This window comes from Halomicrobium mukohataei DSM 12286 (genome assembly GCF_000023965.1).
Classification (GTDB): Archaea; Halobacteriota; Halobacteria; order Halobacteriales; family Haloarculaceae; genus Halomicrobium; species Halomicrobium mukohataei.
The window spans coordinates 2,779,844-2,800,944 of sequence record NC_013202.1 but is presented as its reverse complement, the minus strand read 5'-3'; the positions used below and the strand labels follow the sequence as shown (position 1 = coordinate 2,800,944).

General features: G+C 66.6%; 23 protein-coding genes. 9 read left to right on the top strand and 14 right to left on the bottom strand.

Going from position 1 to position 21,101, the window contains the following annotated elements:
- Positions 1-68: 68 nt before the first annotated feature.
- Together HMUK_RS14135 and HMUK_RS14130 are read right to left on the bottom strand one after the other, a co-directional pair.
- Entirely contained in the window at positions 69-1,148 is a 1,080-nt protein-coding gene (locus HMUK_RS14135; RefSeq protein ID WP_015763864.1) for a hypothetical protein, read from the bottom strand.
- Positions 1,149-1,192: 44 nt separating this feature from the next.
- Entirely contained in the window at positions 1,193-3,268 is a 2,076-nt protein-coding gene (locus tag HMUK_RS14130; RefSeq protein WP_015763863.1) for a GAF domain-containing sensor histidine kinase, read from the bottom strand.
- 116 nt (positions 3,269-3,384) lie between these two features.
- Between HMUK_RS14130 and HMUK_RS14125 the strand changes: the two genes are divergently transcribed.
- The gene (locus HMUK_RS14125; protein WP_015763862.1) at positions 3,385-3,843 is read left to right on the top strand and encodes a MaoC family dehydratase; all 459 of its coding nucleotides are present in this window, start codon (positions 3,385-3,387) and stop codon (positions 3,841-3,843) included.
- On the opposite strand, the gene HMUK_RS14120 is transcribed toward HMUK_RS14125, so the two are convergent.
- From HMUK_RS14120 to HMUK_RS14105, 4 genes are all read right to left on the bottom strand, one after another.
- Complete coding sequence (locus HMUK_RS14120) at positions 3,840-4,184, bottom strand: DUF5658 family protein (RefSeq protein WP_015763861.1); 345 nt, start codon at positions 4,182-4,184, stop codon at positions 3,840-3,842. The two genes, HMUK_RS14125 and HMUK_RS14120, sit on opposite strands and share 4 nt — an antisense overlap.
- A gap of 144 nt (positions 4,185-4,328) precedes the next feature.
- Complete coding sequence (locus tag HMUK_RS14115) at positions 4,329-6,089, bottom strand: acyl-CoA carboxylase subunit beta (RefSeq protein WP_015763860.1); 1,761 nt, start codon at positions 6,087-6,089, stop codon at positions 4,329-4,331.
- 118 nt (positions 6,090-6,207) lie between these two features.
- Positions 6,208-7,092, bottom strand: coding sequence for a class 1 fructose-bisphosphatase (locus HMUK_RS14110; RefSeq protein WP_015763859.1), 885 nt, complete (start codon positions 7,090-7,092; stop codon positions 6,208-6,210).
- The gene (locus tag HMUK_RS14105) at positions 7,089-7,877 is read right to left on the bottom strand and encodes a class I fructose-bisphosphate aldolase (RefSeq protein ID WP_015763858.1); all 789 of its coding nucleotides are present in this window, start codon (positions 7,875-7,877) and stop codon (positions 7,089-7,091) included. The genes HMUK_RS14110 and HMUK_RS14105 overlap by 4 nt, the downstream gene beginning before the upstream one ends.
- Before the next feature lie 162 nt (positions 7,878-8,039).
- Here HMUK_RS14105 and HMUK_RS14100 point away from each other — a divergent pair, with 162 nt between their 5' ends.
- Together HMUK_RS14100 and HMUK_RS14095 are read left to right on the top strand one after the other, a co-directional pair.
- Positions 8,040-8,900, top strand: a complete 861-nt coding sequence (locus HMUK_RS14100; protein ID WP_015763857.1) for a 3-hydroxyacyl-CoA dehydrogenase family protein — start codon at positions 8,040-8,042, stop codon at positions 8,898-8,900.
- A gap of 107 nt (positions 8,901-9,007) precedes the next feature.
- On the top strand, positions 9,008-10,177 hold the full coding sequence (locus HMUK_RS14095; protein WP_015763856.1) for an acyl-CoA dehydrogenase: 1,170 nt from the start codon (positions 9,008-9,010) through the stop codon (positions 10,175-10,177).
- On the opposite strand, the gene HMUK_RS14090 is transcribed toward HMUK_RS14095, so the two are convergent.
- The 3 genes from HMUK_RS14090 to HMUK_RS14080 form a co-directional block, all read right to left on the bottom strand.
- Positions 10,174-10,428, bottom strand: coding sequence for a hypothetical protein (locus tag HMUK_RS14090; RefSeq protein WP_015763855.1), 255 nt, complete (start codon positions 10,426-10,428; stop codon positions 10,174-10,176). The two genes, HMUK_RS14095 and HMUK_RS14090, sit on opposite strands and share 4 nt — an antisense overlap.
- A gap of 73 nt (positions 10,429-10,501) precedes the next feature.
- Positions 10,502-10,798 carry a PadR family transcriptional regulator gene (locus HMUK_RS14085; protein WP_015763854.1) on the bottom strand — a complete coding sequence of 99 codons (297 nt, stop codon included), beginning with the start codon at positions 10,796-10,798 and terminating at the stop codon, positions 10,502-10,504.
- Positions 10,799-10,802: 4 nt separating this feature from the next.
- Entirely contained in the window at positions 10,803-12,296 is a 1,494-nt protein-coding gene (locus HMUK_RS14080) for an HTTM domain-containing protein (RefSeq protein WP_015763853.1), read from the bottom strand.
- Positions 12,297-12,387: 91 nt separating this feature from the next.
- On the opposite strand from HMUK_RS14080, the gene HMUK_RS14075 reads away from it, so the two are divergent.
- Complete coding sequence (locus HMUK_RS14075; protein ID WP_015763852.1) at positions 12,388-12,663, top strand: DUF7111 family protein; 276 nt, start codon at positions 12,388-12,390, stop codon at positions 12,661-12,663.
- A 105-nt stretch (positions 12,664-12,768) separates the two neighbouring features.
- On the top strand, positions 12,769-13,575 hold the full coding sequence (locus tag HMUK_RS14070) for an SIMPL domain-containing protein (RefSeq protein ID WP_015763851.1): 807 nt from the start codon (positions 12,769-12,771) through the stop codon (positions 13,573-13,575).
- Here the strand turns inward: HMUK_RS14070 and HMUK_RS18060 are convergent.
- Entirely contained in the window at positions 13,572-13,700 is a 129-nt protein-coding gene (locus HMUK_RS18060) for a hypothetical protein (RefSeq protein ID WP_015763850.1), read from the bottom strand. The two genes, HMUK_RS14070 and HMUK_RS18060, sit on opposite strands and share 4 nt — an antisense overlap.
- 60 nt (positions 13,701-13,760) lie before the next feature.
- Positions 13,761-14,975 carry a proteasome-activating nucleotidase Pan1 gene (gene pan1, locus HMUK_RS14065; protein ID WP_015763849.1) on the bottom strand — a complete coding sequence of 405 codons (1,215 nt, stop codon included), beginning with the start codon at positions 14,973-14,975 and terminating at the stop codon, positions 13,761-13,763.
- 191 nt (positions 14,976-15,166) lie between these two features.
- Between pan1 and HMUK_RS14060 the strand changes: the two genes are divergently transcribed.
- The 4 genes from HMUK_RS14060 to rad50 are packed head-to-tail and all read left to right on the top strand — an operon-like array spanning position 15,167 to position 19,809.
- A complete protein-coding gene (locus HMUK_RS14060; RefSeq protein ID WP_015763848.1) occupies positions 15,167-15,445 on the top strand; it encodes a MarR family transcriptional regulator in 279 nt (92 codons plus the stop codon).
- 41 nt (positions 15,446-15,486) lie between these two features.
- Positions 15,487-15,840, top strand: a complete 354-nt coding sequence (locus HMUK_RS14055) for a hypothetical protein (RefSeq protein ID WP_015763847.1) — start codon at positions 15,487-15,489, stop codon at positions 15,838-15,840.
- On the top strand, positions 15,837-17,102 hold the full coding sequence (mre11, locus tag HMUK_RS14050) for a DNA double-strand break repair protein Mre11 (RefSeq protein ID WP_015763846.1): 1,266 nt from the start codon (positions 15,837-15,839) through the stop codon (positions 17,100-17,102). The genes HMUK_RS14055 and mre11 overlap by 4 nt, the downstream gene beginning before the upstream one ends.
- Before the next feature lie 31 nt (positions 17,103-17,133).
- On the top strand, positions 17,134-19,809 hold the full coding sequence (gene rad50 / locus HMUK_RS14045; RefSeq protein ID WP_015763845.1) for a DNA double-strand break repair ATPase Rad50: 2,676 nt from the start codon (positions 17,134-17,136) through the stop codon (positions 19,807-19,809).
- On the opposite strand, the gene HMUK_RS14040 is transcribed toward rad50, so the two are convergent.
- The 3 genes from HMUK_RS14040 to HMUK_RS14030 all read right to left on the bottom strand — a co-directional run bounded on the left by HMUK_RS14040 (position 19,806) and on the right by HMUK_RS14030 (position 20,966).
- Positions 19,806-20,231, bottom strand: a complete 426-nt coding sequence (locus tag HMUK_RS14040; protein WP_015763844.1) for a DUF7346 family protein — start codon at positions 20,229-20,231, stop codon at positions 19,806-19,808. The two genes, rad50 and HMUK_RS14040, sit on opposite strands and share 4 nt — an antisense overlap.
- 116 nt (positions 20,232-20,347) lie before the next feature.
- Entirely contained in the window at positions 20,348-20,734 is a 387-nt protein-coding gene (locus HMUK_RS14035; protein WP_015763843.1) for a DUF7322 domain-containing protein, read from the bottom strand.
- Between the two features lie 43 nt (positions 20,735-20,777).
- Positions 20,778-20,966 carry a DUF7331 family protein gene (locus HMUK_RS14030; protein WP_015763842.1) on the bottom strand — a complete coding sequence of 63 codons (189 nt, stop codon included), beginning with the start codon at positions 20,964-20,966 and terminating at the stop codon, positions 20,778-20,780.
- Positions 20,967-21,101: the final 135 nt, after the last annotated feature.

Sequence of the window (21,101 nt, the reverse complement as noted above, 5' to 3'; positions counted from 1 at the left end):
ACGTTCTCACACGGAGTGTCCCGTGATTCTCGGTCGTTCTCGGGACACCGCCTCGACCGGACGACGTGTTATCCGTCGTCGAGGCGCTGCCCGCAGTTCGGGCAGAATCTGATCTCCGTCCCCGGCGAGAACGTCGCGTTGCAGGTGCGACACCGCTGACCGACGGGACTCTCGTGTGCGGTGTCGATACCGGCGGGGTCCGAGACCTCGTCGTCGGGATCGTAGACCCGCGTCGTCTGGATGTGGACGGGGACGCTCCGTTCCTCGCCGCTGTCGGTCGTGCTGGATCGCGTCTGGCTGGTCGCGGTCGCCCGTCCTCCCGCGGTGCTGGCGGCCACCTGACCGAAGGGGTTGCGCTGGCCGGCACGCAGCGAGCCGCGGTCGACGGTCGGCTCGGACCACCTGACGTACGCCGCCGCCAGCGACTGACAGACGAGGTACGCGCCGACGAGCACGGCCGGCGTCACTGCTCCGGCCGCCAGGAGCGCCGGAACGCTGACGGGACCGAGATCGACGACACCGAAGAGCGCCGTGGGCACGCCGAGGACGGCCATCGCGTCCCGGACCATCGCGCCGGCACCGGCGACGGCACCGAGCTGGACGACGCCCGCCGTAGCGTACACCGAGAACGTCAGGAACGACGCGGCGTGGACCAGGCCGGGACGGGAAAACGAGAAGACCCGGTAGCTAAACGCCCCAGTGCGTGCGAGCAGGTGTGCGCCAGCGACGAAGGCGACCGCGTACGCCGGCCAGGCGATCGGCGAGGCGATCGCGGCGGCCAGCGAAACGGCCAGGACGACCACCGGGGGCCACAGCAGGGTTCCCGGCGCGTCGAAGCGGTAGTGACTCTCGACGTTTCCGGAGACGTTCGTGACCCGACTCCGGAGCCGCAGCGTCGCCGCGAGTGCGGGCAACACGATCCAGGCGACGACGGCCCCGGCGAGGAGCGCCAGCGTCTGGGTCGAGGCCGTCCCGAGCGCGAGCGTGAGGCCCGCTTCTCTGGCACCTAGAGCGGCCGCCGCGGCCGTGCCGGCGACCCACCCGACGAAGCCGATCGCGGCGAGCAGGCAATCGAGGAAGAACCACCGCTCCGTCTCGACGGCGAGTCGGGCGGACGCCGCCAGTTCGCGTCGACGTTGCTCGGCCATCGATGTGCCCTTGCACACTCGGTGGCATAGCCCTTACGACACTTTCACGACCGTTCGACGTCGGTGATCTCGAACCGTGCGCCGCCGTTCGACCCGGTCGTCGCGGTGATCGTCCACCCGTGTGCCGTGACGATGTCTCGTACCAGCGAGAGCCCGAATCCCGTCCCGTCCTGTGCGGTCGTGTACCCCGTCTCGAACACGTCGGACCGTTCGGTCTCGGGGATCCCCGGACCGTCGTCTTCGACGTAGAATCCGGGTTCGTCCGTGAGTGGCCCGATCCGAACGGTGACGTTCTCGCCCCCGTGTTCGACGGCGTTCGTGATCAGGTTCTCCAGGACGTGTGCGAGCCGTTCTCTGTCGGCCAGCACGGTGAACGCTCCCTCGAACGCCGTCTCCAGCGTCGCCGACGCCGTCTGTACCGTCTGCCAGCACCGGCGAGCGATCTCCGGTACCGAGACCGGTTCGCGGTCGCTCACCGAGTGGCCCTGCCGGGCGAGTGCCAGCGTCTCCTCGATGATCGAGGCCATCCGTTCGAGGGCCTGCTGGGCCGTCGCGAGGTGATCGTCGTCCCGGTCGTTCCGGACGTACTCGACGCGTCCGAGCGCGACGTTGAGCGGGTTGCGGAGGTCGTGGCTCACGATGCTGGTGAACTCTTCGAGGCGCTCGTTCTTCCGTTCGAGCTCTCGGGCCTGTTCTCTGAGGCGGTCTTCCTGTTCGGTCCGCTCCAGTGCCGCGACGATCCCCATCGAGAGCACCTCCCCCAGTGCGACGTCGACGGAGTCGAAGGCATCCGGCTCGCGTGCGGACGCGACGAAGACGCCGTAGTCGTCCAGCGGATAGATGATCACGCTTCGGACGTTCGTCGCCTCGCTCAACTGATCGTGCTCGGCCGTGTCCTCGACGACGGCCGGCCGGCCGCGGCCGTACGTCTCCCAGACGAACGTATCGATGGGATCGTCGTCGTGTGCCCGATAGCTCGGCACTTCGCCGATCACCTCCCACACGCGCTCGTTGACCGCCGTCGGTTCGAGCACGTCGCCGTCCCGGAGGTGAATGCCGGCGAGTGGCAGCGTGAGCGCTTCCTCGGCCGCGTTCACTGCGACGTTTGCGATCTGGGACTGGGACTGTGCACCGATCAACCGCGTCGTCCGCTGTTGAAGCCGTTTGATCCGTCGCTCTCGCGAGACGTGCTCGCTCACGTCCGTCGACAGACCGATGAGCGTCGTTCTCTCGTCTTCCAGCAGCCCGGAGCGGTTTCTGAACCACCTGCTCTCGTCGCTGTCGGCCGGCTCCAGGCGGTACTCGAGTTCGACGCTGTCTCGTTGCCCGACTGCGACGTCCTGTAACTGCTCGACGAGGCGCTCTCTGTCGTCGGGATGGACGAACCCGTCGACGAACTCCGAGAGTGGATATTCGGTGTCTCGATCGAGACCGACGATCCGTTCGACCGGTCCGAACAGCCGGAGCGTCCGAGCGGAGACGTTCACCGTCCAGAGCACCGAATCGGTCGCGTCCAGCACGAACGAGAGACGCTCGTCGAGATCCTCCAGGGCGACGGGTGCTTCGCCGTCCGTTTCGGTCTGCTCACAGCGAGTCGTAGATCCACTACTCGTGACGACCGAGTAGACCGGCTCCGGGGAGTGAAACCGCGTCAGCGAAGACCCGACGTACAGGGCGACCGCTTCGAGCCACTCCCGATCCGACTCGGTGAACGCCATCGGATCGGTGGCGGTCGCGAAGACGACGCCGACGCCGTCGATCGGGACGCTGAGCACTGATCGCGTGGCGTCTCTGGGGCTCTCCCCGTCGCCCCCGATCGATCTTCTCGTGGTCGACCCGTCGTCGGCGAGGTCGCCGACGAGATAGGAGTCCTCGTCTCGGACGGCGAGTGACTGGTAGTCCCAGCCGGGCTGGCCTCGGAGATCCTCGACAGTGGCCCCGTCGTCGCTGACTGCGACCGGCTCCAGGCCGTCACCGGTGTCCAGCGAGATTACACAGCGATCTGCATCGAGCCGGTCGAGACAGGCGTCGACCACTCGGTCGTACACGTCGTCGGGAGTCTTCGCGGACAGGAGGCCGGTCAGCGTCGACCTGTCGACACGGGCTGCCGAACCACTCATGTAATGGTACCTACTTGTTTCGAGGGTCCCAAATACTTACCCCTTACTGTGTAAACTATTATCAGTCGCTTCCTCCCACCCCCGAGTACTTTCACCGACGCCGACGACGAGTCGCTATGGCTGGCAACTACTACGAGGAGTTCACCGTCGGCGAGACGATCACACACCCCCGCAGCCGAACCGTCTCGGAGAGCGACAACCAGCGCTTTTGCGACATGACGATGAACCAGCAGCCCCTCCACCTCGACGCCGAGTTCGCCGCCGACACCGACTTCGGCGAACGGGTCGTCAACGGGCTCTACACGCTCTCGCTGGCGGTCGGACTGACGATCCCGGAGACGACCGACGGAACCATCGTCGCCAACCTCGGTTACGACGAGGTCGAACACCCCGCGCCGGTGTTTCACGGCGACACGATCCGAGCGGAAACGACCGTGACCGACAAGCGCGAGACCAGCGACGGCGACCGCGGTGTCGTGACGATGTCCGTCGACGTGTTCACGCAAGACGACACGCTCGTTTGCTCGTTCGAACGGACGGTCCTCGCCGAGAAGCGACCCGACCAGCGCCCCTAGAAGAGCAGCGTGTAGTTGACCAGGGAGGCCGCGAGCCAGGGGAGCGCGAGTCCCAGCGGGATGACCGGCCCGTACTCCGGGCGGTACTCGCGTGCCAGTCCCGCGGTCCCGAGTACCAGCACTTTCACGAGACCGAGAACGGCGAACCCGACGTGTTCGAACGCGTACCCCATGATCGGGTTCCCCTCGCTGAACCCCGACTGCAGTCCGACGTACGTCAGAACCACGTCGAGGGTCAGGGTCGACAGCGCGACGAGCCACAGTTCGAGCTCGACGGTCGACAGTTCCAGATAGCGATGCTCCAGCCACGCACGTGTCGACGGTACGATGTACTGATCCATTCGTCCACCCACCCAGGGTTCTCTCTGCGAACCGCCTCGCAGCTAGGTCGACAGTGGCGCTACTGGTTCAAATAGTTCGGTGTTGGCAGACCGATCGCGAGCGCCGCGCCCGACGGTGAGCCCCGACTCGCGGTCGACGCACCGTCACAGCACGGTCCCGTGTTTCTTCGAGGGGAGGTCCTTCTCCACGTCCTCGTAGAACGCGAAGCGGGCGGCAAGCTCCGTCCGCAGATCGCTCGGCGGGACGATCTCGTCGATGACGACCTCGCTGGCCATCCGGTGGACGTCGATGTCCTCGCGGAACTGCTCGCGAAGCTCCGCCTCCCGTCTGGCGCGTTCCTCCTCGTCCTCGATGTCGGCCAGTTCGTTGGCGTAGACGGCGTTGATCGCGGCCTCCGGTCCCATGATCGCGATCTCGCCCGACGGCAAGGCGAGGGTCGCTTCCGGGTCGTAGGCCGGCCCGGACATCGCGTAGATGCCAGCACCGTAGGCCTTCCGGGTGATGACACACTGTTTGGGCACCGTCGCCGAGGAGGTCGCGTAGATGAGCTTCTTGCCCGCTTCGAGGATCCCCTCTTTCTCGACCTGCGAGCCGGCCATGAACCCCGGCGTGTCACAGAGGTACAGCAGCGGGACGTTGTACGCGTCACAGGTCCAGACGAACTCGGCGGCCTTCCGGGCGGCGTCGGGGAAGATCGCGCCGGCCCGCTGGCTCGGGTCGTTGGCGACGATCCCGACGGGGCGGCCGTCGATCCGGGCGAACGCCGTGAGCATCTCCTGGCCGTAGCGAGGGCGCAACTCCAGCAACGAGTCGGCGTCGATCACCCGCTCGACGAGGCGGCGCACGTCGTAGCCCCGGTTGGGTGCCTGCGGAATGACGCCGTCGATCCCCGCTGGGGACTTGGCGGGCTCGTGGCCGTCGGTCCGTGGCGGGTCTTCGTCGGCGTTGTCCGGCAGGTAGCCGATCAGCTGTGCGACGAGGTCCCGAGCGTGTTCTTCGTCTTCGGCGACGAGATCGGCGCTCCCGGAGTGGCGTGCGTGGACGTCCGGGCCGCCGAGTTCGTCGAGATCGATCTCCTCGCCGGTCACCATCTCCACCATTCGGGGGCTGGCGATGGCCATCGCACTCATCCCTTCGACCATGACCGTGAAGTCGGCGAACACGGGCGTGTAGGCCGCGCCAGCGATACAGGGGCCGTACAGCACGCAGATCTGTGGGACGCGACCGGAGAGCATCGAGTGGTTGTAGTAGTACTTCCCGATCCCCTCGCGGTTGGCGAAAAAGCCCCGCTGTTGGTCGATTCGACCCCCGGACGAGTCCATCAGGTACAACACCGGCCGTCCGGTCGTCAGCGCACGCTGTTGCATCCGGAGGAACTTCTCGACCCCGCGCTCTGCCATCGACCCGGCCTTGACGGTGAAGTCGTTGGCCATGAAGTGAACCGAGCGGTCCTCGAACTCCGCCGCTCCGGTCAACAGCCCGTCGGCCGGCAGTCGCCGGTCGGGATCTGCCTCGTCGACGGTGGGAGAATCCGGCGACCAGCTGTCGAAGTTCGCGAACTTGCCGTCTTCGAAGGTCAGATCGCCGAACCACAGCTCCAGTCGGTCCCGAACGAACAGCTTCCCCTGGTCGGAGAGGCGCTCGCGGTATCGCTCCGGACCGCCGGCCTCGATGTCGGCGATCTCCTCGCGCAGGCGACGCTCGCGGTCGGTCGGGCCGAGGTCGTCGTCGGCCGTCTCGTCGTCCCCGCTGTCGTCGCCCGACTCGTCGACCCGATGGACCACGCGTGGCTCTTCGTCGTCACCGACGAAGACGCGGACGGCCTCGCCGACGTGTTCGGCGATGGCAGCGGCAATTGCTGACGCCTCTTCGTGGGTTGCACCGGCGGCGATGCGCACCTTCATGTCTGTCGCATCACACCGCACTGTTACAAGACTGCCGGCGAGTCCGACCCCGTCGGCGTGGCAAGTGACGCCTCTGGACCGTTCCGAGATCCGCAAAACCAGCGTCGATTTCCGCAGACTACTCGTGGCGTTCGTATCGCTCTTCGAGGCGCTCGATCAGCGACGTGTTGCCGAGGTGCAGCGGCGTTCGGTCGTGGATGTCGTCGATCTCCCGATCCAGGAGCGACTGGTGTCCGTCCGATGACTTGCCGCCAGCGGCCTCCACGATGTAGCCCATCGGCTGCCCTTCGAACTGGAGGCGCAGTTTCCCCGTCGGCCGGTACTCCAGTGCGGGGTAGGAGAAGAGCCCTCCGTAGGTGAGGACCTGGCTCACGTCGGCGATCATCGCGCCGCCGTAGCGGAGCTTGAGCCGTTCCTGGAGCTCCGTCGCGTAGTCGGCGAACGCGTCGTTCCAGTTCTCCCGACCGCCCCCGAAGCCATAAACTGTCGGGTCCGTCGGGACCGACACGTCGTCGTCGACGACGCGAGCGTCCCCGTCGTGGATGATGTACTCGCGGACGCGGTCGTTGCGCGCCACGACCATCGAGGTCGTCGGGCCGTAGATGACGAAGCCGGCGGCCACGAGGTTCCGGCCGATCGTCGGCGGCTGCGTGTCGTAGACGCCGAAGATCGTCCCCATGCCGCTGTTTGGTTCGAGGTTCGAGGAGCCGTCGAGCGGGTCGACGGCGACGTGGCGGTGGCCCTCGTCGACGGTGACTGACTCGCGTTCCTCGCTGGCGTAGCTCCCGACGCCGTCGAGTGCCAGGAGGCGCTCTTCGAGCAGTTCGTCGGCGACCAGGTCGGCAGCGAGCTGGCTCTCGCCGCTCGGGTTCTCCTCGTCGGCGAACTGGCGCTCCGTCGCGATCGCCTCGCGGATTTCGGTCGCGGCGTCGGCGAACTCGCCGACGATGCGCCCGGTCGTCGTGTCGGTCATACCCGGGGTGAGGTCGGTTGATTTACTCATTGAAGTGCTGCGTCGACGGATTGCCCGTCGTGGATGACGCGTTCGAGCGCGTCGAGGATCTGCTCGGGCTGTTCTCGTTGCCAGACGTTGCGTCCGACGGCGAGCCCCGCGCCGCCGGCGTCCATGACCGCGCGGACGCTCTGGAGGAACGCCTCGTCGGAGCGTTTCGAACCGCCGCTCATCACGACCTTGCTCTTGCCGGCCATCTCGACGGCGTGGGCCATCCCCTCCTTGCTACCGGGGTACTTCACCTTCGTCACGTCCGCGCCCAGTTCCAGTCCGAGCCGGGCGGCGTATGCGATGATGTCTTCCTTCGTGTCGTTTTTGAGTCCCTGTCCGCGCGGGTAGGACCACAGGACGACGGGCATGTCGTACTCGCGAGCTTCCTCCTGGATCTCGCGGAACTCCTCGACCATCTCGACCTCGTTGTTCGAGCCGGGATAGATCGTGAATCCGACGGCGTCGGCCTCCAGCTGGGTCGCGGCGTACTCGACCGAGCAGTTGACCGACGAGTCGGGTTCGCCTATCCACATGTTCGAGGTGCCGTTGAGCTTCGCGAGCAGCGTCACGTCGTCCTCGTAGGACGGGTAGTACGCCTCGCCGACTCCCTTCTGCACTGCCAGCGACGTGACGGCGTCGTGCGTTGCGGCCCGAAACACCGACTCGGGATCGGCACTCTCGGGGCGGCCGGCAAAGTCGACTGGGCCGTGTTCGAGCCCGTGATCGTATGCCAGGATCAGTACGTTGCCGTCGCGCGTAAGCGGAGTCGCGTCGATGGGACGCATCACCAGTCGATTCACGAGCAGGGCATATATACATTGTTCTTGACATTTACTACGATCTGAGTTAATATTCTCAAGAAGCGGCTCTACTATCCGCTTCGTAGGGGGACGTGTGGCGTGTCACGGGGCACCATATTTACCACGATAGCGGTCGAACCGTCGCGCATGTCCGATATCGGAGAGATCCAGACGGTCGCCGTTGTCGGGGCTGGCACGATGGGAAGCGGCATCGCACAGGTGGCTGCGACCCACGGCTACGACGTGGTGATGCGCGACGTCGCCGAGGACCTGGTCACCGAGGGGTTCGAGGCGATCGACGACAGCCTCTCGCGACTCGTCGCGAACGACACGCTCACCGAGTCCGAGAGCACCGCCGCTCGCGAGCGGATTACCGGCACGACCGACCTCGACGACCTCGCCGACGCCGACCTCGTCGTCGAGGCGGTCGTCGAAGACGTAGAGGTAAAACGGTCGGTCTTCTCGGACCTCGACGAGGTGTGTCGCTCCGGGGTCGTGCTCGCGACCAACACCAGCACGATCTCGATCACGACCATCGCGAGCGCGACGACGCGCCCCGAGCACGTCGTCGGTCTCCACTTCATGAACCCCGTGCCACTGATGAAGGGGGTCGAGCTCGTCGTCGGCGAGCGCACCGCGGAGGCGACGGTCGAAGCCGCTCACGAGTTCGCCGCCTCGCTGGACAAGGAGACCTGGGAGTCCGACGACAAACCCGGCTTCGTCACCAACCGGATCCTGATGCCGTGGCTCAACGAGGGCATCCGGGCGTACGACGAGGGCGTCGCCACCAAGGACGACATCGACCGGGGGATGAAACTCGGGACGAACGTGCCCATGGGCCCGCTGGAGTTGGCCGACCACATCGGGCTGGACGTGGTGCTGGACGCCACCGAGACGCTACACGAGCAGCTCGGCGACCGCTACCAGCCAGCCTATCTCCTCCGCCGGAAAGTCGAGGCCGGTCATCTGGGCAAAAAGAGCGGGAACGGGTTCTACGAGTACGAGTGAGACTGCCGACTGTCACTGTTTCAAGATATTCGCGACCACGAGGTCGCGAAATCGTTCACAGATTTACAGCCGGTAGTATGAAGCACCGAGGCTCGCAACATCGGTGTATGGACTTCGCCCCCACCCAGGAGCAGCGCCAGATCCAGGAGATGGTCGCCGAGTTCGTCGACGAGGAGGTCGTCCCGCGGGCCGCCGAGATCGACGAGACCGACGAGTTCCCGCAGGATCTCGTCGACCAGATGGCGGATCTCGGTCTGATGGGGATGCCGATTCCCGAGGAGTACGGCGGCGCTGGCCTCGACTACCACGCCTACGCGATGGCCCTCGAAGAGATCGCTCGGGGCAGTGGCGGGCTGGGAACCGTCGTCGCGGCCCACATCTCGCTGGCCTGCAACATGATCTACGAGTTCGGCGACGAGGCCCAGAAAGAGGCGTACCTCACGCCGCTCGCGGAAGGCGAGGAGATCGGCGCGTTCGCGCTGTCGGAGGCCGGTGCCGGCAGCGACGTGCCGGCCATGGAGACGACGGCGAAGCCGGTCGGCGGCGATCCACACGAGGGCGAGGAACCCGACGAGTACGTCGTCGACGGCGGCAAGCTGTGGATCTCGAACGGTTCCGTCGCAGATACGGTCGTCCTCTTCGCCAAGACCGACCCGGAAGCGGGCAACAAGGGAATCTCGTCGTTCGTCGTCCGGCCCGAAGAAGACGACGGGTTCCACGTCGAGGGCACCGAACACAAGCTCGGCGACAAGGGCTGTCCGACGGCGGAACTGCGGTTCGACGACATGCACCTGCCCGCAGACCGCCGCCTGGGCGAGGCGGGACGCGGGTTCGTCCACGCGCTGAAGACGCTCAACGGCGGCCGGATCACGATCGCCGCCCGCGGCGTCGGGATCGCCCAGGCGGCACTGGACGAGGCGCTCGACTATGCCGGTGAGCGCGAGCAGTTCGACCAGCCCATCGGCGACTTCCAGGCGATCCAGCACAAGCTCGCGGACATGGACACGAAGACCGAGGCCGCCCGGATGCTGATGCACAAGGCCGCGGACAAGAAGATCCGCGGCGAGAACTTCGTCAAGGAGGCCGCACAGGCGAAGCTGTACGCGTCGGAGGTCTCGCGCGAGGTCGCCAACGAGGGCATCCAGATCCACGGCGGCTACGGCTACACCAAGGACTTCCCCGTCGAGCGGTTCTACCGCGACGCGAAGCTCAACGAGATCTACGAGGGCACCAGCGAGGTGCTGCGCAACACGATCGCGGACCAGTTGCTCGACTAAGGGAACGAGAGCAGTCCCTCGACGACGACGGCCCGCGTGAAGTAGAACGGCTTCCCCTCTGTCTGGTGTCGGTTGGCGCTGATCGTCCCCAGACCGAGGAGGAGCGCAGCGCCGACGAGCGCGGCGGTCGCGCCGACTGCTTCGGACGACAGACCGCCAGCGGTACCGAACACGAACACTGCGAGCGTCCCGAGGGCGGCAAACGGGAGCGCGTCGAGACTCGCGTAGAGGGCGGAACGGGGCGGAAACATACTGTGGGAATACGCTGCACCGCACTTAAGGGTCACTCTCGCACCGACTCGGTCGCCCTCCAAATCGAACGGCTCAGCCGTCCCCGCCCTCGGTCCTGTCCAGTTGCTCGCGCATCCACGCGTACTGTTCGTCGAGACGAGCAGCACCCGCCTCGGTCAGCGAGTACTCGTCGGCGATCCCTTCGGTCTCTTTCTCCAGAAATCCACTGTCGACCATCGCCGACAGTGCGCCGTAGAAGCTCTTTGGGTCGATCCGCTCGTCGTAGTGTCGTTCGAGTCGCGTCTTGAGCGTCTGGCCGTTCAGTCCGTCTTCGCCAGCGAGGATGATACAGATGTCCCGGCGGCGACCGCTCTGGAGCCACTTCGTCATGGGCTCACCGAGGCACGGGCGACACTCGACTGTTGCCTTTCTCGGTCGCGGACCGACACGAGTACGTCCCCAGCGCCTCTCGGCGCTGTGGGTCCGTCCCGTTCGGTCGCGTCGGCTCGGCGACGAACACGAGGCCGACCCGTTCGAGCCCCCGCTCGTGAGTGCGATTCCAGCGCTGACAGAGGAAGCCCGCGAGCGCTGCCCGGCGCGGTTCGGTGTCTCCGCTCCGGAGTCGGAGCAGGTACTTTCGCCAGCGCGTACTCGGGTACGCGCGTTCGAGCTTCGACGGCCGCTCCCAGCTCAGCGGTGCCGTCGCGAGCGCGTCGACCTCTCGCCCGGCCGTCGTCGTTCCCGGTGCGACGAACCACCCGTCGACGCCCGGTGGCGCGGGAGCGAACATGTCCCAGGACTGCTCGGGCACGTCGGCGTCGGCGACCGGAGCCACCCCCAGCGTGGCGGCGTTCGAGACGAGCATCGCCGCCAGCACGAGGATCAGTAGCGGCCGTCGGAGCCCACCGAGTGCGCGCCGAACTGACGCCGGGATCGTCCCGACGGCGTGACCGTCGAGACGCGACGCGCTCCAGCGATCCCATCCGTCGGGGACGACAGCCCACACGCGGTCCCAGACGAACGCCGGGAAGAAGGGGAGCAGCGCGGCGATCGAGACCAGCGGAAAGAGGCCGACCCAGACCGTCACCAGCATGCCCGCGTGGCCCGCGACGAACAGCCCGGCGAGCGCCCCGCGGGCTCTGCCGGTGAGGCCGACGAGCAGCGGCGACGCCACCAGGAGGGCCAGCCAACTCCAGCCCAGCAGCGCCGGGAGCAGCGGGACGGGTGCCAGGAGATCGCCCGCGAGGACGGTGTAGTGATCGAGATCGAAGACGAGCGCCAGCGCCCGTCCGGAGAGCCACGCGTCGCCCCGGAGTTTCACGACAGCGTTGACGGCATAGACCGCGACGACCTGCCCGAGCAGTCCGACGGTCGCGAGCCCGCTCACCGCCGTCTGCGGCGTCGAATCGGTCGCCTCGGTCGCGTCGACAGACAGCCGCTCACCCAGCGGCACGAACAGGCCCCAGAACAGCAGCCGCCGCAGGAGCGTGTCGCCGCCGTTGAGCACGAACGGGTTCCGGATCTGAAGCGAGAGCAACAGGACGAGCGAGAGCAGCGTCGCGAGTCGCGTTCGGTACCCGATCAGCAGCGCCAGCGCCGCGAGACCGGCCGCGAAGAAGAGACAGACCTGTAGCCAGACACTCCCCGAGAGAGCGTGGATCGTCAGCAGAGCGGGCGTCCCGACGACGTTCCGCAGGGTCGACGTGGGGAGGACACCGGCGTCGGTGTAGAAGGCCGCGAGGTGGCGCGCTCGCAGGAGCACGTCGAGGAGCAGTATCGTTCCCAGGGCGACCCGCAGCGCTGCCAGCGCGCGCGTGTCGACGCGAAATCGCCGCTCGAACCACTGTCTGGCGTCGCTGCCGGCACGAGCGACGAGGCGAACGCTCACAGGCAGTGGCTCGGCGCTCTGGCTGACAAGCGTTCCGTTCTGGCACGCACCGACCGACAGTTTCGACTACCCCTCGTCCCTAGAGCCGACGATGACAGACGACGTGGCCGAAGCCGACGGGATCACGGCACGGTATCGCGAGACCGACACCGAGCGCGTCCTCGAATACGATCGCGACGGGCGGACGGCCGCGATCGCTCAGAACACTGATGGGTACGCCATGCTCAAGGTCAGACCGACCGCCGACGGCGACGAACTCGAACGCTACTACGGCTTCGACATGGCGCTGGACCACGCTGCCGAACTCCTCGGCGTCGGTCCCCACGATCTCCCGGTGCCGGATGCAGCCGCCGACATGGGGATGTGATCGGGGGCCGATAAGGCACTGTTACCGGCACTGATGGTAGAATAATGCCAGAAAACCCGAACAGAGCGCCCTATAACAAAGACCGGGGAGCGCCAGTCACCCGACATGAGTACACAGCGCGCGGTGCTCGCCGTCGGTCTGGCGACTCTCACCGTCGTCGCCGTCGCGGGTGTTTTGCCCGGTGCAGTGGGTGCACAGGCAGGTAACGACCCGACAGCGACCGAGACACCGACAGCGACCGAGACACCGACGGATTCGGCGTCGGAGCCGACGACCATCACGGTCTCGGCGACGGGTCAGGCCAGTGCCCAACCAGATGTCGTCGTCGTACGCGTCGCATCCGTCGTGACCGCCGACAGCCCCGCGGCGGCCACGGAGCAGCTGGCAGCCAACACGTCACAGCTGCGGTCGGCTCTCTCCGAGGCCGGTGTCGCGGCGGACGACCGCACCACCACGGACTACTCTCTGGAGGCGGTCCGTCCGGGGTTCGAAACGCCCACGCAGGGATCACCAGACCCAGGGGCCGAGGACGTAACCTACAGGGCCAGCCAGGGCTTCGAGATCCGGGCGAACGACACGAACCGCGCCGGTGAACTGGTCGACATCGCCGTCCAGAACGGTGCCACGTCCGTCCGGGGCGTCGAGTTCCGCCTCACGAGCGAGAACCGGAGCGAACTCCGCCAGACGGCGCTCGGGAGGGCGGCAGAGAGTGCACGGACCCAGGCCCAGACCCTCGCTGGGGCCGAGTCACTGACGATCACGGGTGTCGACTCCGTCTCGGCCGGCGAGCCCTTTTTCGGTTCCACAGCGAGTTTCGAGTCGGCCGACAGCCGCTCCGAGACGACGATCGACGGCGGTCCGGTCAGCGTCGAGGTGTCCGTGACGATCACCTACGAGGCCGAGTCGCGCTAGGAGACCAGCAGGAACGGAACGACGAACAGCAAGACAAAGAGCACGAGCAAGACGAGGCCGTAGCTGATCGTCGTCGCGACGGCCGCCAGCCATGGCGGCTCCTCGAAGCGGTCGAGTGAATCCATGGTCGGGGTTCGTCGTCGGAGAAAAAAGATCTTCTGCCGGAACTCATACGGCCGGCTGTATCAGGCGTACGTCGGCGACACGTCCTGGGCGTCGCTCTCTTCGGACTCGATTTTCTCCCAGGCGTCGGTGAAGTCCTGCATCCGGACTTCGGTGCGATCGTCACGGATGGCGAACATCCCCGCTTCCGTACAGATCGCCTTCACGTCGGCACCCGACGCCTCGTCGATGTCACCGGCGAGTCGCTCGAAGTCCACGTCGTCGGCGACGTTCATGCCGCGGGTGTGGATCTGGAAGATCTGTTTGCGACCCTCGTAGTCGGGCTTGGGGACTTCGATGAGCCGATCGAAGCGGCCGGGCCGGAGGATCGCCCGATCGAGCATGTCGAAGCGGTTGGTCGCGGCGATGAGGCGGATCTCGCCGCGCTCGTCGAAGCCGTCCATCTCGCTGAGCAGCTGCATCATCGTCCGCTGGACCTCGGCGTCGCCGGAGGTCTTCGAGTCCGTCCGCTTGGCAGCGATGGCGTCGATCTCGTCGATGAAGACGACGGCGGGCTCCTCGTTGCGGGCCAGTTCGAACAGGTCCCGCACCAGCTTCGACCCCTCGCCGATGAACTTGTGGACCAGTTCGGAGCCGGCCATCTTGATGAACGTGGCGTCGGTCTGGTTGGCGACGGCCTTCGCCAGCATCGTCTTCCCGGTGCCGGGCGGGCCGTGCAGGAGCACGCCGGAGGGCGGATCGATCCCCACGTCCTCGAACATCTCGGGGGACTTGAGCGGAAGTTCGACCGTCTCGCGGACTTCCTCCATCTGCTCTTCGATCCCGCCGATGTCTGCGTAGGTCACCTCGGGGCTCTGGTCGACCTGCATCACGCGAGCCCGCACGTCGGTCTCGTCGTCGAGGCGCTTGACGATCGACAGGGAGTTGTTGACGGCGACACGGGAGTCCGGTTCGAGACCGTCGCGCATCTCGTCGGTGACCTCGGTCAGGGCCTCCTGGTTGTTGCCGTGTTGCTTGATGACGACGCCCTCGTCGGTCAGCTCCTGGACGGTGGCGACGAACAGCGGCGACTGCTTGAGCTTCTTGTTCTCGTGAGTGAGCCGTTCGAGCTTCTGCTGGTACTTGTTGTTCTCGGCGTTGGCGTCCAGCAGCTTGTCGCGCATCTCCTCGTTTTGATCCTCCAGTACTTCCAGACGCTCCTGTAACGCCTCGATTTTCTCCTGCTGGGACGCGTCGTCGTCGTACGGTAGATCGACCTCGTCGACGGTGTCGGTCATTACCACTCGCTAGCGGGTCAGCCATTATGAGGCTTCGGGTCGGGTCAGGTTCTGACCCCACCGTTTCTGGACCGTCTCGCGCCGAATATCTGGCGTCTCAGGTGTTTCCCCCTTCGCCACCGCCTGATTACTATAGATTATAAAATAGAACAGGAAATATTATCACTCTGTATTTCCAACGGTGGAGTAGCATGAGCACGTCAGAACTCGATCGACCCGGTGGTGCATCGGAGCCGACGACCGTCGAGTGGGACGCGGTCCGCGAACTCCCACCGAGTGCCAAACTCGTCGCGAAGGTCCTGGAGTACAACGGAACGCTCACGCAGAGCCAGCTCTCCGAGGAGACGCTGTTGCCCGCACGGACCGTCCGCTACGCGCTCAACCGCCTCGAAGAGGCGGGGGCCGTCGATTCACGGTTCTCCTTCGCGGACGCGCGAAAGCGCATCTACACCCTGACCGTCGAGCAGTAACGGGCCACAGCCTTTTGTGTGAACGCGCCACAGCCCGCCTCGTGACCGACGAAGCGACAGTCAAGGCGCGGCTGCGTGCGCTCGCGGACACCGACGAGACCGACCGCTCGGACGCGACGCCGACCGCCCTCCAGGCCGAGCACAGGGAGACGATCGAACGGGCGACCGACGCACTCGACGATCTGGCGGCGGCCGCGGCCTTCGTCGACGAGGGCGGACTGACGGACCTCGAACGAGCCGTCGAGGCGGCCGAGGAGTCTGTCAGCGCCGCCAGCCAGCGCGGACGCGAGACGCTGACCGCATATCGGCGGTATCGGGCCGCTGCGTCGGGCGATCAGTTTCACCCCGGTCGCGGAACCTCTTTAGGCGACGGTGCCAAAGTCGAGAGCAGATGACGCGGGTCATACACACCGGCGACACCCACATCGGGTACCAGCAGTACCACGTGCCCGAGCGCCGGGACGACTTCCTGAATGCGTTCCGACAGGTCGTCGACGACGCGATCGGTTCGGGGGCCGACGCCGTCGTCCACGCTGGCGACCTGTTTCACGACCGGCGACCGACGCTCACGGACGTGCTCGGAACGCTGGACGTACTGGAGCGACTCGACGACGCCGACATCCCGTTTCTGGCCGTCGTCGGTAACCACGAGGCAAAGCGCGACGCCCAGTGGCTCGACCTCTACGAGTCGCTGGGGCTGGCGACTCGTCTCGACGACGAACCGCGCGTGATCGGTGACACGGCCTTCTACGGCCTCGACTACGTCCCGCGCTCACAGCGCGACGCGCTCGACTACGAGTTCGCGTCCCACGGGGCCGACCACGCCGCGCTGGTCAGTCACGGCCAGTTCCAGCCCTTCGACTACGGCACCTGGGACGCCACGGCGATCGTCGACGAGGCCACCGTCGACTTCGACGCGCTCTTGCTGGGCGACGAGCACGCGCCCGGCACGAAGCAGGTCGACGAGGCGTGGCTCACCTACTGTGGATCGACCGAGCGCGCCAGTGCGGACGAGCGCGACGACCGGGGGTACAACATCGTCACGTTCGACGACGACGTGACCATCACGCGCCGGGGACTCGACACCCGCGAGTTCGTCTTCGTCGAGGTCGAACTGGCCGGCGACGAAGGGCTCGAACACGTTCGCGAGCGCGTCGGCGAGTACGATCTGAGCGACGCGGTCGTGATCGTTCACGTCGACGGCGAGGGCGAGCCGATCACGCCGGCCGGCATCGAGGAGTTCGCACTCGATCAGGGGGCGCTGGTCGCGCGCGTCACCGACCACCGGGAGTTCGCCGACGAACGCGAGGTGGCGGTGAGCTTCGCCGACCCAGACGAGGCCGTCCACGAGCGCGTGCGAGAACTCGGTCTGAGTGAGGCAGCCCGAGACATCGACGAGACGATTCGCGCCTCGAAGGTCCCCGACTCGAACGTCGCCGACACCGTCGAAGAGCGCGTCGCCGACCTCGTCGAAGCGGGCGATCTGGCTGCCTTCGACGGTGCCGACGCCGAGAGCGCGCACCCGGAGACCGAAGCCGACGGCGGCCACGCGCCGACCGACGACCGAAGTTCCGCGACGGACGAGACAGCTGACGCCGCTGGCGAGACGGGGTCGGCGGACCCGGACGACCAGTCGACGATGGGGGAGTACCTGTGAGAGACGACACGGCCTCCCGAGAGGTGATCCGATGAGGATCTCTCGGGTCCGGATGGAGAACTTCAAGTGTTACGGCGAGGCCGACCTGCGGCTCGACCGCGGCGTGACGATCATCCACGGCCTCAACGGCAGCGGGAAGTCCTCGCTGCTGGAGGCCTGTTTCTTCGCGCTCTACGGGACCAAGGCCCTCGACGAGAACCTCGACGAGATCGTCTCGATCGGGGCCGACGACGCGACCGTCGAGCTGTGGTTCAGCCACGGCGGCGGCGACTTCCACATCGAGCGCCGGGTCCGGGCGACGGGCGAGCGAGCGACGACCGCCAAGTGCGTCCTCGAAACACCGGAGGGGAGCTTCGACGGGGCTCGCGCCGTCCGCCGCCGCGTCACCGAACTCCTCCGGATGGACAGCGAGGCGTTCGTCAACTGTGCGTACGTCAGGCAGGGCGAGGTCAACAAGCTGATCAACGCTTCGCCGAGCCAGCGCCAGGACATGCTCGACGACCTCCTCCAGCTCGGGAAGCTAGAGGAGTACCGCGAGCGGGCGAGCGACGCCCGCGTCGGCATCGGCCGCGTTCGCGACGACAAACAGGGCGCGCTGGGCCAGCTCGAAGAGCAGATCGCCGAGAAGGAGGAGCGTGACCTCTACGACCGTCTCAACGAACTCCGGAGCCAGATCGCCCAGACCAGCGAGGAGATCGAACGCATCGAAGGCCAGCGCGAGCGGGCAGTCGAGACCCGAGACGACGCCCAGTCGATCATCGACGACCACGAGGAGAGACAGGCCGAACTCGACGAACTCGAAGCCGAGATCGACGAGCTCCGCGAAACGATCGCCGAAACCGAACGGGAGCGAGACGAGATCGACGAGCGAATTCGGGACCGAAAGGAGACGCTGAGCGAGCGCGAGACGGAGCTCCGGGAGGCCGTCGCCGAGAGCGCCCTCGACAGCGCCGACTCCGAGGCCGTCTCGGACCGGATCGACGAACTGACTGCCCGCGACGACGAGCTGCGAGACCGGATCGAACAGCAGCGGGTCGCGGCCTCGGAACACGGCAGCGAGGCCGAGTCGCTGCGCGAGAGCGCCGCGACTCTCGACGAGCGAGCCACGGAGAAACGCGAGGAGGCCGAGCGGCTCGAAGCCGAGTTGGCCGATACCCGCGAGGACGTACGGGAACGGCGCGACCAACTCGACGAGATCGACGAGCGAATCGAGACACTCGCGGCCCGCTTCGAGGGGGCACCGGTGGATCGAGACGGCGTCGAAGACCACCGCGACGAGGTCGCGTCGACGCTCGAAGACGCGCGCCAGCGGGTCACGGAACTGGAGACGACGCTCGAAACCGAACGCGAGCGCGTCGCCGAGGCCCAGCAGCTCCTCGAAGCCGGGAAGTGTCCCGAGTGCGGACAGGACGTGGGAGACTCACCTCACGTCGCGGAGATCGACGAACGGCGCGACCGCATCGAGGAACACGAACGTGAACTCGAAGCGGCTCGCGAGACGGTGACGACCCGCGAGGAGCGACTCGAACGAGCCGAGCAACTCGTCGAGACGGCGGCCGAGATCGAGACGCTGGAGACGAGACGCGACGACGTTACGCGCTTGATCGAGGACCGCGAGTCGGGACTCGACGAGGAGGAAGACCGGATCGAACAGCTCCGGGCCGACGCCGAGGAGTTGGCCTCGGAGGCCGACGAGAAGCGCGAGGCGGCCACCGAGGCCGAGCAAGCGGCCCAGGAGTGTCGCGACGTCGTCGCAGACTGCAATCAGCAGCGCCAGGAGTGCAAGACGGAGCTGGAACGGCTCGAACGCATCGAGACGCTGCTCGCGGCGGTCGAGGACTGTGAGGACGACCTCGAACGACTGCGCGAGCAGCGCCAGCAGAAAGGCGAGATCAACGACGAGCGCCGCGAGCGACTCGCCGACAAGCGAGAGCGCACGTCCGCCCTCGAAGCGGAGTTCGACGACGCAAACGTCCAGGAGGCCCGCGCGGAACGCGAGCGGGCGACGGAGTACATCCAGCAGGCAGACGATAAGCTCGACGAACTCCGGGCCGAACGCGACGACTTACAGGCGAGTGCCGGGGCCGTCGAAAACGAGATCGAGGCCCTGGAGGAGCTCCGTGACCGTCGCGACGAACTGGCGGCGACCGTCGAGAAGCTCGCGACGCTGTACGAGGAAGCCGAGGAGCTGGAGTCGATGTACGGCACCGTCCGAGCGGAGCTGCGCCAGCGCAACGTCGAGACGCTCGAACGGATGCTCAACGACGTGTTCGATCTGGTCTACCAGAACGACTCGTACTCGCACATCGAACTCGACGGAGAGTACCAGCTGACGGTGTACCAGAAAGACGGCGAGGCGCTCGATCCCGAGCAGCTCTCGGGGGGCGAGCGCGCGCTGTTCAACCTCAGTCTCCGATGTGCGATCTACCGCCTGCTGGCCGAGGGGATCGAGGGGGCCGCACCGATGCCGCCGCTGATCCTCGACGAGCCGACCGTCTTTCTCGACTCCGGGCACGTCTCACGGCTGCTCGGCCTGATCGAGTTCATGCGCGACGACGTGGGCGTCGAGCAGATCGTCGTCGTCAGCCACGACGAGGAACTCGTGGGTGCGGCCGACGCGCTGGTCCGCGTCGAAAAGAACTCGACGACCAACCGCTCGACGGCACAGCGAGTCGAGGCGGGCGTCGTCGCGGACGCCGCGGACTAGTCGCCCCGCAGCGTCGCCAGGGCCTCGCTGGCGACCGCAGTAGTGTCGTACCCGCGGCCGCCCGGCACGTCCGCTTCCGCGACCAGCCCGGCAGCGCGAAACTCCGCCAGCAGGCCGTGGAGATCGCTCTCGCACAGCTCGTACCGATCGAGGAGGACGCGTACGTCGGTCGGGCCGCGCGCTTCGAGTGTCACCAGCAGTCCCAGCGCGCGGTCGTCGTGTGTGGCGGTCACGACTCGACGGAGCGGCTCGGACACCGCAGTTGCCGCCGTCGAGAGCGGGCTCGTCTCCGTCACCGGTTCGAGAGCGTCGTTCGGGAGGTGGCGCTCCTCGCCGGTCGCCGGATCGCGGACGAGACTCGACTCGCTGGATTGCTTGACCAGCAGATACCGATCACCCTCACGGTCTTCCACAGTTCGCATCGGTCGCCGTTCGGCCGGAACGCGTGTAGGTGTTGTGTTGTCTGCGGACGAGCAGTCCGCACGCGGCGTCGGCATATCGCGTGGGCGAGCACCGAGCACCGCTGATGGCGACGGTCTCACCGAGCGTCTTCCCGCCGGTCTCGATGGAAGCCGTAGTACCTGACGAGCCCGTACACGAGCGCCAGCGCACCGACGGCGAAAATCTGGAGGCCGCGGTCCCAGTCCCCCAGAAAGTACGCGAACATCGGGCCGACGGCGAGGCCGAAGACGGCGACGTTGAACACCAGGACGAGTTTCCAGAACAGGCGGACGCTCTCGGCGTCGGCGTCGGCCGCGCCCGGTTCCGGCGGGTCGGGAATCTCCGGCCCCATCGATTCCGGATCGGTTTCCGTTCCGGGGGCGGTCGGCACTCCCGGACCGATCTGCTCGGGGTCGGGGCCGTCGACCGAGGGAGGCGTCGGCCCCTCGTCCGCAATGCTATCGTCGGGCTCGTCGCTGCTCACGTCCTGGCTTTCGTCCCACCGGGCAAAAGCAGTTCGCCCTGGCCTACACGCGCTCGGTCAGCGTGACGGCCGAATCCGTCTGCAGCCACGCGAGCGGGTTCTCGGCGTCGTAAAACACTGTCCCCTCGTCGGTCTCGTAGGTTTCGGTCGTCTCTACTGCCGCCGGCAGTCCGGGTTTGGAGCGTCGTTCCTCCGCGCTGTCCCGCTCGTCTGCGTGTGCGTTGTCCGACATTGGGACTCAGACGTAGGTATGTCATGAGTTACCATATACCTTCTGGCCGCGACCATACTTTCGTCCTGCGATTCGAGCGACACGTTGGGCCGTGGATCGCCGACCGCCGTAGTTTTTATCGGGCATCCCGAACGA

Coding starts and splice junctions, on each gene's coding strand:
- HMUK_RS14135 (WP_015763864.1), bottom strand. CDS start 1,148: ATGGCCGAGCAACGTCGACGCGAACTGGCGGCGTCCGCCCGACTCGCC.
- HMUK_RS14130 (WP_015763863.1), bottom strand. CDS start 3,268: ATGAGTGGTTCGGCAGCCCGTGTCGACAGGTCGACGCTGACCGGCCTC.
- HMUK_RS14125 (WP_015763862.1), top strand. CDS start 3,385: ATGGCTGGCAACTACTACGAGGAGTTCACCGTCGGCGAGACGATCACA.
- HMUK_RS14120 (WP_015763861.1), bottom strand. CDS start 4,184: ATGGATCAGTACATCGTACCGTCGACACGTGCGTGGCTGGAGCATCGC.
- HMUK_RS14115 (WP_015763860.1), bottom strand. CDS start 6,089: ATGAAGGTGCGCATCGCCGCCGGTGCAACCCACGAAGAGGCGTCAGCA.
- HMUK_RS14110 (WP_015763859.1), bottom strand. CDS start 7,092: ATGAGTAAATCAACCGACCTCACCCCGGGTATGACCGACACGACGACC.
- HMUK_RS14105 (WP_015763858.1), bottom strand. CDS start 7,877: ATGCGTCCCATCGACGCGACTCCGCTTACGCGCGACGGCAACGTACTG.
- HMUK_RS14100 (WP_015763857.1), top strand. CDS start 8,040: ATGTCCGATATCGGAGAGATCCAGACGGTCGCCGTTGTCGGGGCTGGC.
- HMUK_RS14095 (WP_015763856.1), top strand. CDS start 9,008: ATGGACTTCGCCCCCACCCAGGAGCAGCGCCAGATCCAGGAGATGGTC.
- HMUK_RS14090 (WP_015763855.1), bottom strand. CDS start 10,428: ATGTTTCCGCCCCGTTCCGCCCTCTACGCGAGTCTCGACGCGCTCCCG.
- HMUK_RS14085 (WP_015763854.1), bottom strand. CDS start 10,798: ATGACGAAGTGGCTCCAGAGCGGTCGCCGCCGGGACATCTGTATCATC.
- HMUK_RS14075 (WP_015763852.1), top strand. CDS start 12,388: ATGACAGACGACGTGGCCGAAGCCGACGGGATCACGGCACGGTATCGC.
- HMUK_RS14070 (WP_015763851.1), top strand. CDS start 12,769: ATGAGTACACAGCGCGCGGTGCTCGCCGTCGGTCTGGCGACTCTCACC.
- HMUK_RS18060 (WP_015763850.1), bottom strand. CDS start 13,700: ATGGATTCACTCGACCGCTTCGAGGAGCCGCCATGGCTGGCGGCCGTC.
- pan1 (WP_015763849.1), bottom strand. CDS start 14,975: ATGACCGACACCGTCGACGAGGTCGATCTACCGTACGACGACGACGCG.
- HMUK_RS14060 (WP_015763848.1), top strand. CDS start 15,167: ATGAGCACGTCAGAACTCGATCGACCCGGTGGTGCATCGGAGCCGACG.
- mre11 (WP_015763846.1), top strand. CDS start 15,837: ATGACGCGGGTCATACACACCGGCGACACCCACATCGGGTACCAGCAG.
- rad50 (WP_015763845.1), top strand. CDS start 17,134: ATGAGGATCTCTCGGGTCCGGATGGAGAACTTCAAGTGTTACGGCGAG.
- HMUK_RS14040 (WP_015763844.1), bottom strand. CDS start 20,231: ATGCGAACTGTGGAAGACCGTGAGGGTGATCGGTATCTGCTGGTCAAG.
- HMUK_RS14030 (WP_015763842.1), bottom strand. CDS start 20,966: ATGTCGGACAACGCACACGCAGACGAGCGGGACAGCGCGGAGGAACGA.